The organism is Streptomyces sp. NBC_00249 (genome assembly GCF_026342355.1).
In the GTDB taxonomy this organism is placed as follows: domain Bacteria; phylum Actinomycetota; class Actinomycetes; order Streptomycetales; family Streptomycetaceae; genus Streptomyces.
On sequence record NZ_JAPEMV010000004.1, the window covers coordinates 186,981 to 202,043 of the forward strand.

Sequence of the window (15,063 nt, forward strand, 5' to 3'; positions counted from 1 at the left end):
ACTTTGAAGCCATTGACTGAAAATCACCTGTTGGACTTTTCCTCCCTCACGGGCCGTGAGGTGGAAGTGCTCCTGCTGCTGGCGTCCGGAGAGCAGAACCGCCGGCTCGCCCGGCACCTCGGCATCACGGAGCGGACGATCCGGGCGCACACCGCCAGCATCGTGCGCAAGCTCCGGCTGAAGTCGAGGTTCGAGGCCGCGATCGTCGCCCACCTCCACGCCGACCGCATCAAGGACCTGGGGACGACGACCACGCACCGCAGCGCCGCCGCCGCCTGACATACGCACGCGACACGGGGAAGGCCCCGACCGGCTGAGAGCCGGTCGGGGCCTTCCCCGTACGTACGGACCCGCGCGCGCCGGCTACGGCAGCGCGCTGCTCACCCCGTCGACGATCATCATCCACATCGGCTGGCCGCCCGTGCCGAAGGCCGAGGCCAGGGCGTAGCCGATCGCGGCGTCCGCCGGCCGGAGGTCGGCGTCCTCGCGCCACTCGGCGATGACCAGCTCGTCGCCGTCGGAGGAGAAGTCGCCGAGGTGCAGGCCGTCCCGGGTCAGCCGGCTGCTGGGCACCGAGTCCGGGACCAGCCGGTACGAGACCCCGTCGTACTCCACGTCCACCCGGTACGAACGCCTGCTCAGGGCCCCCTTCGCGGGCTTCAGCACGGCCTCCCGGCCGTCGACGCGGAGCGTCAGGAAGGCCGGGTCACGGGTGCCGATGGCGATCTGCGGGTCCACCTCGGCGGCGGGGTCGCGCTCCAGGGTCACCCGGGGGATCCCCTCGCCCACGACCTCCAGGCGGTCCTGGCCCTCCTGGTGGACGGTGACCGCCCCGAAGCGGGTGTCCTCGATGGGGACCGGCGTCCGGTCCTCGGCGGGCTCGGGGGTCCCGTCGGCGGGGGCGGGGTTCCGGTCGGCGTCGTTCATCGTTGAGTCCTTCGGTGCCGGTGGTACGGGTACTGGCTGGCGGTACGGGCGGTACGGGCCCGGCTCAGCGGGCGGCGGCCAGCTGGGTCGCGGCCAGCTCGCGGTAGAGGTCGTTGCGCTCCAGCAGCTCCCCGTGCGGACCGTGGTCGCCGACCCGGCCGTCGTCGAAGAGGATCAGCTGGTCGGCGGAGGTCACCGTCGACAGCCGGTGCGCGATCAGCAGCACCGTGCAGTTCTCGGCGGCCTGCTCGACGGTCTTGCGCAGGGCGAGTTCGCTGAGCCCGTCGAGATGGGCCGTGACCTCGTCCAGCAGCAGCACCTGCGGCTTGCGGAGCAGGGCCCGGGCGATGGCGAGCCGCTGCCGTTCGCCGCCCGACAGGGCCAGGCCCCGCGAACCCACCTCGGTGTCGAGGCCGTCCGGGAGTCCCGCGACGAACTCGTCGAGCAGGGTCTTGCGGAGCACCTCGGCGACGGCCTCGTCGGTGGCGTCGGGCGCCGAGTAGAGGAGGTTCTCGCGCAGGGTGCCGGCGAGCATCGGGGAGTCCTGCTCGACGTACGCGATGCGCCGCCGCAGGTCGGCCCGGCTCAGGGAGCGGATGTCGGTCCCGTCGAGCCGGATGCTGCCCGCGTCCATGTCGTAGAAGCGCTGGATCAGTGAGAACACCGTGGTCTTTCCCGATCCGGAGGAACCGACTATCGCGGTGACCGCGCCGGCCGGCGCGGTGAAACTGGTCCCCTTCAGGGTAGGCGTACGCCCCTGGTAGGCGAACTCGAGGCCTTCCACGACCACTTCCGGCGGCGGGCCGGACGGCACCGCCGGGGTCAGGTCCACGTCGTCCTCGGTCTCCATCTCCCGCACCTCCTCGATCCGGGCGAGCGCGCCCAGACCCTGCTGGAGGGCGGTGGTGCCGGAGACCAGGGACAGGATGGGACCGCCCAGGTTGAACAGGTACAGCAGGAAGCCGATCAGCGCGGCGAGGTCCAGGGACCCGGTGGCGACCAGCGCCCCGCCGAAGCCGATGACCGCGAGGAAGGACGCCTGGACGACGAGCCCCGCCAGGACCGCGATCATCGCCTGGTAGCGGGCGCCCACCAGGCCGGCCCGGTAGGCCTGTTCGGCGGCGGCGTCGGCGCGCTCGGTCTCCTTGGCCTCGCCGCCGTTCGCCTTGACCGTACGGGCCGCCCCCAGCGCGCGGTCCAGGGCGGCGCCGATCGCGCCGACCGATTCCTGGGCCTGGGTGGTGACCCGGCGGATGCGCGGCATGACCACGCCCATGGCGACGCCGATGACCAGCAGCACCACCGAGGTGATGCCGAGCAGCGGCAGGCTGGTGACGCCCATCAGCACGATGGTGGCGAGGAGGTGGATCGATCCGTCGACGATCTGGATGAGGCCGCCGGTCGCGGCGTGCTGGACCAGGGTGCTGTCGGAGGTGACCCGGGTGGTCAGGCCGCCCGGCTCGGTGCGGTCGAGTTCGCTGGTGCGCAGCCGGATCAGCCGGGCGATGAGGCCGCGGCGTACGTGGAGGACCACGCGCTCGGCGGTGCGCTCGCTCAGCCAGGCCTGCCCCCACATGAGGGCGATGGACAGCAGCAGCAGGCCGATCAGCAGCAGGAGTTCGTCGCGCAGACCGGCCCCGGTCATCAGGTTCCCCAGCACCTTCTGGATGACCATCGGCTGGGCGAGGCCGGCGGCGCTGGCGAGCAGGGTCAGCAGCAGCACCACCGATAGAACACCGCGGTGCGGCCGCGCGTACGAGAGCAGCGCGCGCAGCGCGGGCCGCTCAGCCTTGGGCTGTTCTGCGTCAGAAGTGTTCACACACGTATTTCTAATGCGCCGTGCGCGCGGGCGGAATTGTCTCTTGCGGCAATGCCGGAACGGTGGTGCGGCCGGCCCCCGGGAATAGCGTGCGTCGATCGAATGGCCATTGTCGTTGGCGGAGTTGACGGTGTGGGCAATGCCGCAAGTGGCAATGGTGCGGGGGCCGGGCGGGGGGTCAATATCGGTCTGTGCCCGACGGACACCGGCCGAAAAGGGCCACCGCCGGCGGGTGCGTCCGACCCCGGACGCCGCTGTGGCGCACCGGATCACTCCGCGGGAATCCGCGGGACATTTCGAGGAGTCCTCCCATGCAGAACGTCACCGAGCAGGACCTGTTCGACGGCTACACCGCCTACACCTCCGCCGAGGAGCTCGGTCTGCACGACGGCGCCACCGCCGGCCCGGCCTTCAGCCCGACCGTGCCGTGGGCCATCCAGGCCACCGTCATCTCCGCCCGCTCCTCGCAGGCCTGCGCCGCCGCCCTCGGCTCGCTCGCCGCGAAGACCGTCGAGAAGAAGTGCTGATCACAGCACCTCGGCCGGACCTCCGCTCCACCACCGCAGTGCACCGGCGGCCGGTCCGGCCGCCGGAATCCGCAAGACACACCAGATAGGGATCACCACCATGCAGAACGTCACCGAGCAGGACCTGTTCGACGGCTACACCGCCTACACCTCCGCCGAGGAGCTGGGCCTGCACGACGGCGCCACCGCCGGCCCGGCCTTCAGCCCGACCGTGCCGTGGGCCATCCAGGCCACCGTCATCTCCGCCCGCTCCTCGCAGGCCTGCGCCGCCGCCCTCGGCTCGCTCGCCGCGAAGACCGTCGAGAAGAAGTGCTGATCACCGCGTGACATCGGGGACCGGCCGGCCCACCCGCGGCGACGCACACCGTCACCGTGGTGGCCGGCCGGCCCCGGCGCGGCGTGACCCCACGCCCGCGCCCACCGCGAAAGCCCGAGAGGAGGAGTCATGGACCGTCCGGACCCCGCGTTCCGGCGCGTGCTCGTCGTGGGAACCGGCGCCCTCGGGGTGGCCTTTCTCCCCTTCTGGATCAACTGGCTGAGGAACGCGCACCCGGAAACCGAACTGCGCGTCGCACTGACCCGTTCCGCGCTGCGTTTCGTTTCCGCCGACGCCATTTCCGTACTGTCCGGCACGGAGGTTTTCGTCGACGACTGGAGCACCGTCTCCGGAACCGGCGTACCCCATGTCGAACTGGCCCGCTGGGCCGATCTCGTCCTGGTCCACCCGGCCACCCTGCACTTCGTCGGCCGGTACGCCCTGGGCATCACCGACACCCCGCTGATGCTCGCCCTGCAGTCCACCGAAGCCCTCGTGGGCGTCGCCCCCTCACTGCCGCCCGCCGCGCACCTGAACCCCGTCGTACGGGGCCACCTGGACGTGCTGCGGTCCCGGCCCGGCGTGGTCCTCGCGCCGACCGTGCCCGCGGTGAGCGCGAGTACGGGCGAGCTGGAGGACGGGGGCTCCGCCCCGCTCAACGAGCTGTACGAACTGTGCGCCGCCCGCGCGGGCGCGGGCTCGACGGGAGACCCGACGTGAGCACCACCGCGCCCGCGCCGCAGCCGTACGGGGCCGAGGTGGTGGCGGAGTACGGGACGGAACTCCAGCTCACCCGGGTGCTCCGCACGCCCGACGGTGGACACCTGTGGTGGCAGGGGCCCGGCGCGCAGGTCGAGGGTCCCCTCCTCGCGCCCGCCGCGCACCTGGTGCCCCGGCCGGCCGCCGGCTCCGGGGCCGCGCTGCTCACGGTGCCCGAGCGGGCCGGTGACGGCCTGCTGCACCGGGTCGCCGGGCCGTCGTCCGCGGCCGCCTGGCTGCGGGACTTCCGGCCGCAGGCCCGCGCCCTCGTGGCCCGTGCGCTGGCTTCGACGGCACTCGCCCTGCGCACGCTGCACGCCGTGCCCCTGCCCCCGTACGCGGAGCTGCCGCTCGGCGCCCCGCCGGGACTGGGCCGGCTGCGGAGCTGGGCACACGGCAGCGGTGAGCTGCGCGAACGCACCCTGGCCTGCTGGGGCGCACGGCGGATGGAGCGGCTGCTGGACTGGGCCGACGCACTCGCCCCGCAGGCCCCGTCAAAGGACGCCCGGTCCCTGATCCACGGCTGGGCCTCGCTCGGCGCGCTCGTACCACCCCTGAGCCGGGGCCCGGTGGCGCTGCTGACCGGGGAGGACCTGGCCGCCGGCCGGCCCGAACTGGACCTGGGCTGGCTGCTCGGCGAACTCGTCGAGCTGGCCTGGACCACCCCGCACCAGAACCCCGTCGATCTCCAGCGGGTCCTGCTGGAGGCCTACGGGCCCGGCCCGGACCCGGTGCTCGTCGGACGGTCCGCCGTCCTGCGGGTCGTCACACACATGCAGGACTTCGCGACCTACCGGGGGTGGGACGACGAACTCCTGGGCTACATCGCCTTTACCGCCGAGCTGATCGACGAGGAGGGCCGCAGAGCGGTCCCCCAGGGAGTGTCATGACTACAGCGACCCCGACCGAGCCGCAGCCCGCACTGGTGCGGTACCAGCCCACGGAACTGGACAGCGTTCCCGAGGTGGCCGAGCTGCTGGAGCGCCTCGGCCTCGGCAGCTTCGTACCGGACGGACTCACCGCCTTCGGCGGCCGCAACGACAACTGGGCGGGTACGACGACCAGCGGCGACCAGGTCTTCGTGAAGACCGTCGCCCGCGCCCCCGACGGCAGCAGCCCCGAACTCGACCGCACCCTCGCCTACGAGGCCCTCTCCGCCCGGCTGCCCGCCGGCTCCCCGCTCCGCTCCCCCGCCCACCTCGGCGCCCACGAGGGCGCCGCCCTCAACGCCTACCGGCTGCTGTCCGGCTCCCGTTCCGGTTCCGAAGTCGCCCTGGACGGCGGCTTCGACGAGGACATGTGCCGCGCGGCCGGCCGCGCCGTCGCCACCCTGCACGAACTGGACGCGGACGGCGCCGGCGTGGACACCGGTGAGGCGCCGCTGCCGCCGCTGGCCTGGCTGGAGGCCTTCCCCTGGAGCGCGCTCCAGGACCGCAGCATGGCGCAGATCGCCGCCTGGAAGCTGGTCCAGGACGACACCGAGGTCGTGTCCGCGCTGCACCTGCTGCGTGCCCGGGAGGAGGCCGCGCCGCGCACCCCCGCCCACTGCGACCTGCGCTTCGACCAGTTCATCCAGCACGAGGGCACGCTCTACCTGTGCGACTGGGAGGAGTTCCGGATCGCCGACCCGGCGCGCGACGTCGGCGCCTTCATCGGCGAATGGCTCTTCCAGGCCACCTACTCCGTCTTCGCCCCGACCGGCGACCCGGGAGCGGACGCCGCCGCGCTGGGCTTCGACCTCACCCACGAGGAGATCGTCGAGCGCGGCGCGGCGAGCCTGCGCCGGCACATCCCCCGCGTGGCCGCGTTCTGGCAGGGCTACCTCGAATGCCGGGTCCCGGACGCCGAACTCGCCGAACGGGCCGTCGGCTTCGCCGGATGGCACATGTACGACCGGCTGATCGCCACCGCCCAGGCCCACGCCGTCCTCAGCCCCGTCGCCCGCGCGGCGGCCGGCATCGGACGCCGCCTGCTGCTCGCCCCGTCCGCAGCCGTCGCCACCCTGCGGCTCGAAGCGCCTTCCGGGAGCCCCCGATGACCACCCTCACCCTCACCGCCACCGCTGACACGCTCGTCCTCGCCCCGAGGCTGTCCGCCGCCCTGGAGCTGGTCTCCGTACGCGCCGACGGCCTCCAGGCCACCGTCGCCGGGCGCGAGATCACCACGGAGAGCCCCCGTGACCTGCGCGGACGCCTGGCCAACGCGCTCTACGAGGAGTTCCACGCGGGCAACGGCGAACACCGGCGGGAGCCCGGCGGAGCCCCCCGCCGCAGCCTGCGCGACGCGAGCCTGGAGGAGCGGCTGGCGGCCGGGGTCCCGCACGCCTGGACCCCGACCCGGGCCCGGCTGATCGAGGTCCTGCGCCGCGACGGCGGCGACCAGCTCGTCGTACGCCTCCCCGACATCACCGCCCGGGTGCCCGCCGACCGGCTCATCGACTCCGGGAGCGAGCCGCAGCCCGGGGACATCGTCGAACTGGCCCTGGAGGCGGCCCGGCCCGCCCTGTCCCCCGGCTTCTTCTACGTCATGGGCTCGCGCGCCCTGCCCCGCCCGGCCGGACCGATCCGCAGGCTCTTCCTGCACGCCCTCGACGGGGATGGCGCGGCCGTCCTGTGGGCGGCCGCCCTTGCCGCCCTGGAGGAGGCCGGCGCGCTGTACCACGCGAAGGCGCTCTCCGACCCGGACGACTTCCCGCGCCGCGACGGCCTGGTGGTCTACCTGCACGGGGACCACGTAGCGGGCGAACGCGCCGTGGTCGAGGCCGTACGGGACCTGCCCGGACGGGGCGCGGACAGCTCGCTGTTCACCGAGCGGCTCGCCCCCGGTGTGGCGGCGGCATGGGACCCGCGCGACCCGCGACCGGGCCGGAGCGGCATGAGCTTCGGCCAGCACCGCAGCTTCGCCCTGGCCACGGCCCTGGTCGACCACGCGACGGCGGACTCCCCCGCGGGGTCCCTGGAGGAGCGCGTGGCGGGGGCGTTCAGGGCGGCGGGGATCGACCCGCTGCGCCCCGAGAACAACATCACCACGACGGAGGGGAACTGACATGAGCGCCACGACGACGGCCTGGGAGCCCGCGACGGAGCCGACGGCCACGGACGAGGCCGTGACGGCTCCGGACGAGGCCGTGACGGCCCCGGACGGCGCGACCGGGCTCGGCACCGCCATCACCACCGCCTACAGCGACGCCCTCGCCTCGGTGTACGACGACATCTACCCCGGCACCCCCGAGATCGCCGAGTACCTGGTCACCCTCACCGAGCCGGGCGCGAGCGTCCTCGAACTCGGCGTCGGCACCGGCCGCGTGGCCCTGCCGCTGGCCGACCACGGCTTCCAGGTCCACGGGGTGGAGACCTCCGAGCAGATGCTCGCCCGCCTCGCCGAGAAGGACCCGCAGGGCCGCATCACCCCGGTGCTCGGGGACCTCGTCCAGCTCGACCTGGAGCGGACCTTCGACGTGGTGCTGGCCCCCTTCAACGTGCTGTGCTGCGCGATGACGGTCGACGAGCAGATCGCGATGATGCACGCCATCGCCCGGCACACGGCCGCGGACGGCCACGTGGTGATCGAGACCTTCGACCCGAGCGACTACCACGTCCAGCGCAAGGCCGACATCACCACCCGCCCGGCCGGCACCCGGGGGGTGGTCATCGAGTCGCTGGAGGTGCTGCCCGCCTCGCAGAACATGCTGCTGAACTCCACCCTCTTCCTGGACGGCGCCGCCCCCACGTCCTCCTCCACGGTGATGCGCTACCTGTGGCCGAGCGAACTGGACCTGCTGGCGGCGATCGCCCGCCTGGAGCTCGTCGGCCGGTACGCCGGCTGGCAGGAGCAGCCCTTCGACGGCGGTGACAGCCGCAAGATGTGCGTCTCCGTCTTCCGGCCGCTGGCATGAGCCCCCACGACAGCCGGTTGGCGAACGGCCTCGGGCTGTCGGTGGAACCCCTGCCCGGCCACGGCGGCGGGCTCGTGTCCGTCGCCCTGACGGTGGCGGCGGGCGGGGACGCGGACCCGGCGGGCCGGCACGGCACGGCGCACCTGGTCGAGCACCTGATGTTCCCGCGCGCGGCCGCGACGGAGACGGACGACGGGCTCGACAGCCACGTCGCCCGCGTCGAGGGCGCGGGCGGTGTCTGCAACGCCGAGACCCACCGCGACCACACCGTCTTCCACACGACCGTTCCGGCGGAGCTGCTCCCCGAGGTCCTGGAGTGGGAGGCGCGGCGGCTGCTCACCTTCGCCCCCGACGGGTCCGTGCTCCGTACGGAGACCTCCGTGATCGCCGAGGAGATCCGCGGCGCGGCCGCCGCCGGGCGGGTCTGGGAGGCGGCCCTCGGCGCGCTGTACCCCGGCAGCCGTGACAGCTTCGGCACCCCCGGCGAGCTGGCACGGGCCACCGCCGCCGAGGCCGGTGCCTTCTTCCGCCGCCACTACCGGCCGGACGCCATGGTGCTGTCGGTGGTGGGCGACGTGGACCCCGACCGGGTGGCGGCCTCAGTGGACTCGCACTTCGGGCAGCTCCCGGCGGGCGAGGGTCCGCTCCCGGCTCCCTCCCCGGCCCCCTCTCCCGCTCCGGCGCCCGCCGTCGCGCCGGCCGTGGTCCGGACGGCACCGCTGGCATCCCCCGTCAGCGGTGCCGCCCTGGGCCACCCCCTGCCCGACCCGGTCCGCGACCGCGCCGCCTACCTCGCGCACGTGGTGCTGGCCGAGACCCTCAGCCGCTCCCGGCTGCCGGGGCTGACCCGGCGCGACCCCCGGATCACCTCCGCCCGGGTGACCTGCGGCTACCTGGGCCAGTGGCTCGGCTCCGCCGTACCCGACCTGGCGCTCGCCCAGTTCGCGACGGCTCCCGGAGCGGACGTCACCGCGGTGCTCGGCGCCTGGCGCGAGGTCCTCGCCGAACTGGCGGCCCGCCCGGCGGACGCGGCCGAACACCGGCGCGCGGTCAACGCACTGCTGCTGGCCTGCCACCGCCGGGCGGACTCCCTGACCGCCCGCAGCGTCTCCCTCGGCCGTACGGCGCTCCTCTTCCCCGGCGCCGGCGGCCCGGACGCCCTCCCCCGCGACCTGGCCCGGGTCACCGCCGCCGAGGTGTCCGCCGCCGCGGCGGCCCTGCTGGCCGGGCCCTGCTCGGTGACCGCACTCGGAGAGATCGGAGAGACCCGGTGAACCGCGAGACCCTCGACACCACGCTCGGCAACGGCCTGCGGGTCCTCGTCGTCCACGCCCCCGGCGCGCCCCTGGCCGAGGTCCGGCTGGTCCTCCCGTACGCCCGCACCGCGCCGCACCTCGCCGGCCCACAGGAGCTGCTGGCCGCCTGCCTGGGGACCGGTACGACCGCCGGCGCGGCCGGCGGCGGCACCCGGCAGGACATCGCCGACCGGGCCGGTGACCTCGGCGCCGAGCTGAGCACCGTCGTCACCGCCGAGTCCCTGGTGATGGCGGCGAGCGTGCTGCGCCCCGGCCTGCCCGGCACGCTCGCGCTCCTCGCGGACCTGCTGCTGCGCCCCGCCTACCGCGAGGCGGAACTCGCCCTCGCGGCGCGCCGTACGTCCTCCTCCCCCCGTACCCCGGGCCCCCGGCAGCGGCTGCGCCGGGCGCTGCTGGCCCACGCCTTCGGCGCCCACCCGCTGCTGGAGGTCCCGGCCGCGCGGACCACGCCGGGCACCGGTGACCTGTACGCACTGCACGCCCGCGCGGTGGTGCCGGACGGCGCGGTGCTGCTGGTCATGACCGCCGAAGCCCCCGACACGGTGGGCGCCCTCGTCGGGGAGGCGCTGGGCGGCTGGGCCGGCGGCCCGTCCGGGCTGGCCCTGCCGCCGTTCGCGCGCCGCACCCCGCGCCCCGGCCGCCTCGCGCTGCCCGCCCCGCCCGGCCCCCCGGGCTCCGGGCAGGCCCTGCTGCTCGGCGCCGGACCCGCCGTCCCCGCCGCCGACCCGGGCCACGCCCCGCTGCACCTGGCCCAGACGGTGCTGGGCGGGTACGCCTCCTCACTGCTGGCCCGCCGGGTCCGCGACCGGCACGGCCTCGCGTACGCCGTCAGCGCCGAGCTGCGCGGCAACGGCGCCGGCGACTGGCTGGAGATCGAGTGCGCCGGGGCCCCCGGCACGGCGGACCGGATCGCCGAGGAGGTCACCGGCTGCCTGCGGGAGCTGGCCGGGGACGGCCCCTCCCCCGAGGAGGTCGACCGGGCCCGCGCCTACACGAGCGGCTTCACCCGCTTCGCCCTCGCCACCCGGACCGAGGAGGCGAGCGCGCTGGCCGGTTTCGCGGCGGCCGGACTGCCCCTGGACTGGCTGGACGCCTACCGGGCCCGGCTCGCCGAGGTGACGCACGCCCAGGTCGCCGAGGCGGCCGCGCAGTTCCTCGATCCGGGCCGCGTCGTCCTCGCGACCCTCGACACCGCACACCCGCAGCCGCACCTGGCCAGTGACTCCGACCCCGAAAGCGACCGGTGGACCCCGTGAACGCGACGCAGCAGCCCGCCCCGCGCCCGAACCCGCAGGCCCCGGCCGTCCTCTACCCCCTCCAGCCCGACCACCCCGAACTCGTCGCCCCCTTCGCCTCCCTGGTCCAGCGCACCGGCGCCCGCCGGCTCTGGCTGTGCCAGTCCTTCAAGGCCGAGCCGCACCAGGTCCTGGCCCACCTCGCCGGCATGGGCCACACCACACCGGTCGGCACGAGCGTGACCCTGCTGCCGCTGCGCCACCCCTACGAGGCCGCCCTCCAGGCCCGCTCCCTCGCCCTGATCACCGGGCAGCCGGTCGTCGCGGGCTTCGGCATCGGCAACCCGGGCTTCGTGTCGGGGCTGACCGGCAGCCCGTACGCGAGCCCCCGCACGGCGGTGCGCGACTACCTGTCCTCGGTGCGCGCCCTGCTCGACGGCGAGACCGTCGCGCACGAGGGCCCGTACCACCAGATGCACGGCGGCCTGCTGCCCCTGGACCACGCACCCGTCGAGGTCGGCGCCGGGGTGCTGCGGCCCGGCATGGCGCGGACGGCCGGTGAGGTCGCCGACGTCGCCATCACCTGGATGACCCCGCCGTCCTACGTCCGGGGGACCCTGCGGCCCGCGCTCGACGAGGGCGCGCAGGGGCGGCCGGTGCGGCCGAGGATCGCCACCGCCGTCCACGTGGCCGTCGCACGTCCCGGCCGGGACCCCCGACGGCTCGCGCTGGCGGCCGCCGGCGAGCACCTGTCGGTCCCGCACTACGCCGACATGCTGCGCCGGGCCGGGGTGTCCGTGGACCCGCACGACCCGGACGGCACCGCCGACGCGCTGCTGGGCGGGCAGGTCGTGCTCACCGGCACCCCCCACGAGATCGCCGAGGCCCTCGACGGGTACCGGCGCGCGGGGGTGGACGAGCTGATGCTCAACCCCTCGGGCGTGCTGCTGACGGAGGGCGTGCACGCGGCGGTCGCCGACCTGGAGGAGATCCTCGCCGCCTGCGACAGCATGCTGCCGCGCCCCCGGCAGGATGCTGCTGTCTGACGGCCGCCGCCGGGCCCGTACCGGCTGCTTTGCTGGAAAAGGCGGACAGGGCATTCCACTTGAGGCATTCCCCTCGAGGGATTCCACGTGAGGCATTCCACGTGAGTCCGCCCCAGCGTCCGAGACCTCCAGCAGGAAGAAGAGCCGTGAGCAGGGAACACCCGGACCGGGCGGGCGGCGCCAGCGTCGCCCTGTCGGGCATCAGCAAGAGATTCGGCGGCCACCAGGCGCTCCAGGACGTCTCCTTCGAGCTGCGGCCGGGCAAGGTCACGGGCCTGCTCGGCCCCAACGGCGCGGGCAAGAGCACCCTGTTGCGGATCCTGCTCGGCCTGGCCCGCCCGGACGCCGGCACCGCCCGGGTGCTGGGCGAGGAGCCGGGTACGGCGCCGCAGGGCGCCCGGCGCATCGGTGTGGTCATGGACTCGGTCGGCTTCCCGGCGCGCATGACCGTACGGCGGCAGCTGGAGATCTCCGCGCTCTCCCTCGGCCTGCCCGCGTCCCGCGTCGACGAGGTGCTCGCGCAGGTCGGCCTGGAGGGCGACGCGACCCGGCGGCGCATCGGCGCCTGCTCCACCGGCATGCGCCAGCGCCTGGCGCTGGCCGTCGCCCTGCTCCCGGACCCGGAGCTGCTGATCCTCGACGAGCCGCTGAACGGCCTGGACCCGGACGGGATCCGCTGGATGCGCCGGCTCGTGGAGCGGGCGGCGGCCGAGGGCAGGACCGTGCTCATGGCGAGCCACATGCTGTCGGAAGTGGAGCAGAGCGTGGACGACATCGTCGTGCTGCGCCGCTCGGTGCTGTTCACCGGCACCCTCCAGGACCTGGTCCGGCGCGGCCACGGCCGGCTGGAGGACGCGTACTTCGGGCTCGTCGAGGGCTCCCTCTCCCACCCGGAGGCTTCCCGTGCGTGACACGAACCCTTCCCCGAACCCGGCCTCGAACCTGAACCCGGCCTCGTCCGCTTCGGCGTCCCCCGTGCGGCACCAGATCGCCGCCGAGATGCTGCGCGCCCGCTCCGGCGCGGCCCTGACCGGCCTGCTCCTGGGCGCGCTCGCGCTGGGCGCCCTCGGCCAGCTCGGCGTGGTCTTCGCCGACGCGGACCTCGCCGCGAACGCCGTGGACGCCTCCCACCGGGTGGTGAACCTCGCCGCCTCCGCGACCCTGTTCGCCTCGCTGTTCGGCGCTCTGCTCGTCACGGGCGAGTTCAAGTCCGGCTCCATCGGCCGCAGCGTGCTGTACGCCCCGGGGCGCGGCGCCGTCGTCGGTGCGAAGCTGCTGGTGGCGGGGGTGTCGGGGCTGCTCTTCGGGGTGGTCTCGGTGCTGGGCTCGCTGGCGGTCGGGGCGGCCGCCTTCGCCTCGAAGGACACCGCGCTGGTCCTGGACGGGCGTACGTGGCAGCTCGCGGCCGCCGTCGTCGGGGTGTGCGGCCTGGCCGGGCCGTGGGGTGCGGCGATCGGCTTCGTCGTGCGCAACCAGCTGGTGGCGGTCCTCGGGCTGGTGCTGTGGGGGACGGTCGGCCAGCTGCTGGTGCTGGGCCAGTTCCCGCAGGTGGGCCGGTTCCTCCCGGACGGGGCCCAGCTGAGCGTGCTGGGCGACCGGCTGACCTTCCCGGACGGGCTGGACGCCCCGTACGGAGTGCTGCTCCTGGTCGCCTGGGGTGCGGCGGCGGCGCTGCTGGCGCAGCGCCTCTTCGCCCGCCGGGACGTCTGAGTCCGGCAGTCCGGCCGGGGGCCTCGCCTACGAGGGGGATGTGGACGTCGTCCACATCCCCCTCGTAGGCTGTACCTGAAAGTAGACGCCGTCCACATCCAGGCGTGGATCCGAAGGAACGAAGGGCCCATGACACCGGAGACCGAAGCACCGGGGACCGAAGCACCGGGGACCGAAGCACCGGGGACCGAAGCACCAGGGCCCGAAGCGCCAGGGCCCGACGCACCGCCCCCCAAGCGCAGCACCTACCGGCACGGGAACCTCCGCAACGCGCTGCTCGACGCCGCCCTGGAGCTGGCTCGCGAGGGCGGTCCCGACACCGTGTCCCTGCGCGAGGCCACCCGCCGCGCCGGGGTCTCGCCCAACGCCGCCTACCGGCACTTCGCCGACCGGGGAGCTCTGGTCCACGGGGTCGCGCAGGCCGCCATGGCCCAGGTGGCCCTCGCGATGGAGGCCGAACTCGACGGCCTGCCCGCCACCGACGACCCCGTCGCCCGCGCGCGGGCCCGCTTCCGGGCCGTCGGGACGGGCTACATCCGCTTCGCCGTCACCGAGCCGGGCTGGTTCCGTACGGCCTTCCACGTCCCGGCCGACATGACCTACGCGACGGACACCACCGCCGCCGGGGCGGGCGGGCTCACCCCGTTCGAGCTGCTGGGCGCCGCCCTGGACGGCCTGGTGGAGACCGGGGTCCTCCCGGCCGAACGGCGTCCGGGGGCCGAGTTCCTCGCCTGGTCGGCGGTGCACGGCCTGGCGTCCCTGATCATCGACGGCCCCCTGCGCGGCATCACCCCGGAGCAGGCCCACGACGCCGGCCAGGGCGTGATCGACATGCTCGAACGCGGCATCTGAGCCGGAACCGCCGACGGGCCGGGCGGCCGCACCGCAGCGCCCCCGCCTCCGCCCGTCGGCCGCGCCTCAGTGGTCCAGCGGGTTCGCCGCGATGCGGGTGGCCGCGCCGCCCGCGACGTAGGCCGCCGCCGCGCACCGCGGCTTGCGGACGGCCTGGTCCTCGACCAGCGCGAGGAAGGCCGCGCCGAAGCCCAGCCGCGGGTACGCCTCCAGCAGCCCGGTCCGGAAGGACGCGTCGAAGTCGGCGACGCGCAGCCCCGAGACGTCCGCGCTCGTACCGACCTGGAGGAGGTGGCTCTCCACGTCCTCGGCGGCCGTGACGTCGTCCCGCATGTGCAGCACGATCACCTCCTGCGCCCGCGCCCGGCGCTCCGGCTTCCAGCCGAGCCCCGCCGTGAACAGCCGGGCCACGTGACCGCCCGCCTCCTCGAAGGGGAGGGTGTGGCTGTCGAACGGCGCCGTCAGACCCAGGTCGTGGAGCAGCGCGCTGACGTAGAGGAGCTCCGCGTCGTACGAGAGCCCCTGCGCGCGGGCGTACTCGGCGGCGAAGGCGTAGGAGCGGACGGAGTGGTTGAGCAGCGCCGGGTCCGCGTACTCCGAGGCGATCTCGAAGGCGGAGCGGGCGGTCTCGGAGTCAAGGTGGTGAAGGGTCCACGTCATA

The 15,063-nt window shown here is 74.7% G+C and carries 17 protein-coding genes; 14 read left to right on the top strand and 3 right to left on the bottom strand.

Annotated features, from left to right (window positions below; all coding sequences use genetic code 11):
- Positions 1–30 precede the first annotated feature (30 nt).
- The gene (locus OOK31_RS19115; protein WP_267088480.1) at positions 31–279 is read left to right on the top strand and encodes a response regulator transcription factor; all 249 of its coding nucleotides are present in this window, start codon (positions 31–33) and stop codon (positions 277–279) included.
- An 84-nt stretch (positions 280–363) separates the two neighbouring features.
- Here the strand turns inward: OOK31_RS19115 and OOK31_RS19120 are convergent, their stop codons facing one another.
- Together OOK31_RS19120 and OOK31_RS19125 are read right to left on the bottom strand one after the other, a co-directional pair.
- Positions 364–927 (bottom strand): hypothetical protein, encoded by a 564-nt coding sequence (locus OOK31_RS19120; RefSeq protein WP_267088481.1) that lies wholly within the window; start codon positions 925–927, stop codon positions 364–366.
- A gap of 64 nt (positions 928–991) precedes the next feature.
- Entirely contained in the window at positions 992–2,746 is a 1,755-nt protein-coding gene (locus tag OOK31_RS19125) for an ABC transporter ATP-binding protein (RefSeq protein WP_267088482.1), read from the bottom strand.
- A gap of 311 nt (positions 2,747–3,057) precedes the next feature.
- Between OOK31_RS19125 and lxmA (OOK31_RS19130) the strand changes: the two genes are divergently transcribed.
- From lxmA (OOK31_RS19130) to OOK31_RS19190, 13 genes are all read left to right on the top strand, one after another.
- Positions 3,058–3,273: a lexapeptide family class V lantibiotic gene (gene lxmA, locus OOK31_RS19130; protein ID WP_267088483.1), complete on the top strand. Its 216-nt coding sequence runs from the start codon at positions 3,058–3,060 to the stop codon at positions 3,271–3,273.
- A gap of 100 nt (positions 3,274–3,373) precedes the next feature.
- Positions 3,374–3,589, top strand: coding sequence for a lexapeptide family class V lantibiotic (lxmA, locus tag OOK31_RS19135; RefSeq protein ID WP_267088483.1), 216 nt, complete (start codon positions 3,374–3,376; stop codon positions 3,587–3,589).
- A 129-nt stretch (positions 3,590–3,718) separates the two neighbouring features.
- Positions 3,719–4,309, top strand: coding sequence for a flavoprotein (locus OOK31_RS19140; RefSeq protein WP_267088484.1), 591 nt, complete (start codon positions 3,719–3,721; stop codon positions 4,307–4,309).
- Complete coding sequence (locus OOK31_RS19145) at positions 4,306–5,238, top strand: hypothetical protein (RefSeq protein WP_267088485.1); 933 nt, start codon at positions 4,306–4,308, stop codon at positions 5,236–5,238. The genes OOK31_RS19140 and OOK31_RS19145 overlap by 4 nt, the downstream gene beginning before the upstream one ends.
- Positions 5,235–6,386, top strand: coding sequence for a class V lanthionine synthetase subunit LxmK (gene lxmK, locus OOK31_RS19150; protein WP_267088486.1), 1,152 nt, complete (start codon positions 5,235–5,237; stop codon positions 6,384–6,386). The genes OOK31_RS19145 and lxmK overlap by 4 nt, the downstream gene beginning before the upstream one ends.
- A complete protein-coding gene (locus OOK31_RS19155; protein WP_267088487.1) occupies positions 6,383–7,393 on the top strand; it encodes a T3SS effector HopA1 family protein in 1,011 nt (336 codons plus the stop codon). Before lxmK ends, OOK31_RS19155 begins: the two co-directional genes overlap by 4 nt.
- 1 nt (position 7,394) lies before the next feature.
- Entirely contained in the window at positions 7,395–8,243 is an 849-nt protein-coding gene (locus OOK31_RS19160) for a bifunctional 2-polyprenyl-6-hydroxyphenol methylase/3-demethylubiquinol 3-O-methyltransferase UbiG (protein WP_267088488.1), read from the top strand.
- Positions 8,240–9,517, top strand: a complete 1,278-nt coding sequence (locus OOK31_RS19165) for a pitrilysin family protein (protein ID WP_267088489.1) — start codon at positions 8,240–8,242, stop codon at positions 9,515–9,517. Before OOK31_RS19160 ends, OOK31_RS19165 begins: the two co-directional genes overlap by 4 nt.
- Positions 9,514–10,815, top strand: coding sequence for a pitrilysin family protein (locus tag OOK31_RS19170; protein ID WP_267088490.1), 1,302 nt, complete (start codon positions 9,514–9,516; stop codon positions 10,813–10,815). The genes OOK31_RS19165 and OOK31_RS19170 overlap by 4 nt, the downstream gene beginning before the upstream one ends.
- Entirely contained in the window at positions 10,812–11,840 is a 1,029-nt protein-coding gene (lxmJ, locus tag OOK31_RS19175; RefSeq protein WP_267088491.1) for a F420-dependent peptide dehydroalanine reductase LxmJ, read from the top strand. Before OOK31_RS19170 ends, lxmJ begins: the two co-directional genes overlap by 4 nt.
- Before the next feature lie 146 nt (positions 11,841–11,986).
- Positions 11,987–12,751 carry an ABC transporter ATP-binding protein gene (locus OOK31_RS19180; protein WP_267088492.1) on the top strand — a complete coding sequence of 255 codons (765 nt, stop codon included), beginning with the start codon at positions 11,987–11,989 and terminating at the stop codon, positions 12,749–12,751.
- On the top strand, positions 12,744–13,550 hold the full coding sequence (locus OOK31_RS19185) for an ABC transporter permease (protein ID WP_267088493.1): 807 nt from the start codon (positions 12,744–12,746) through the stop codon (positions 13,548–13,550). Before OOK31_RS19180 ends, OOK31_RS19185 begins: the two co-directional genes overlap by 8 nt.
- Before the next feature lie 129 nt (positions 13,551–13,679).
- Positions 13,680–14,402, top strand: a complete 723-nt coding sequence (locus OOK31_RS19190; protein ID WP_267088494.1) for a TetR-like C-terminal domain-containing protein — start codon at positions 13,680–13,682, stop codon at positions 14,400–14,402.
- A 66-nt stretch (positions 14,403–14,468) separates the two neighbouring features.
- On the opposite strand, the gene OOK31_RS19195 is transcribed toward OOK31_RS19190, so the two are convergent.
- Entirely contained in the window at positions 14,469–15,062 is a 594-nt protein-coding gene (locus OOK31_RS19195; RefSeq protein ID WP_267088495.1) for an HD domain-containing protein, read from the bottom strand.
- Between the last annotated feature and the right edge of the window lies 1 nt (position 15,063).

Coding starts and splice junctions, on each gene's coding strand:
- OOK31_RS19155 (WP_267088487.1), top strand. CDS start 6,383: ATGACCACCCTCACCCTCACCGCCACCGCTGACACGCTCGTCCTCGCC.
- OOK31_RS19165 (WP_267088489.1), top strand. CDS start 8,240: ATGAGCCCCCACGACAGCCGGTTGGCGAACGGCCTCGGGCTGTCGGTG.
- OOK31_RS19160 (WP_267088488.1), top strand. CDS start 7,395: ATGAGCGCCACGACGACGGCCTGGGAGCCCGCGACGGAGCCGACGGCC.
- lxmK (WP_267088486.1), top strand. CDS start 5,235: ATGACTACAGCGACCCCGACCGAGCCGCAGCCCGCACTGGTGCGGTAC.
- OOK31_RS19120 (WP_267088481.1), bottom strand. CDS start 927: ATGAACGACGCCGACCGGAACCCCGCCCCCGCCGACGGGACCCCCGAG.
- OOK31_RS19140 (WP_267088484.1), top strand. CDS start 3,719: ATGGACCGTCCGGACCCCGCGTTCCGGCGCGTGCTCGTCGTGGGAACC.
- OOK31_RS19195 (WP_267088495.1), bottom strand. CDS start 15,062: ATGACGTGGACCCTTCACCACCTTGACTCCGAGACCGCCCGCTCCGCC.
- OOK31_RS19190 (WP_267088494.1), top strand. CDS start 13,680: ATGACACCGGAGACCGAAGCACCGGGGACCGAAGCACCGGGGACCGAA.
- lxmA (WP_267088483.1), top strand. CDS start 3,058: ATGCAGAACGTCACCGAGCAGGACCTGTTCGACGGCTACACCGCCTAC.
- lxmA (WP_267088483.1), top strand. CDS start 3,374: ATGCAGAACGTCACCGAGCAGGACCTGTTCGACGGCTACACCGCCTAC.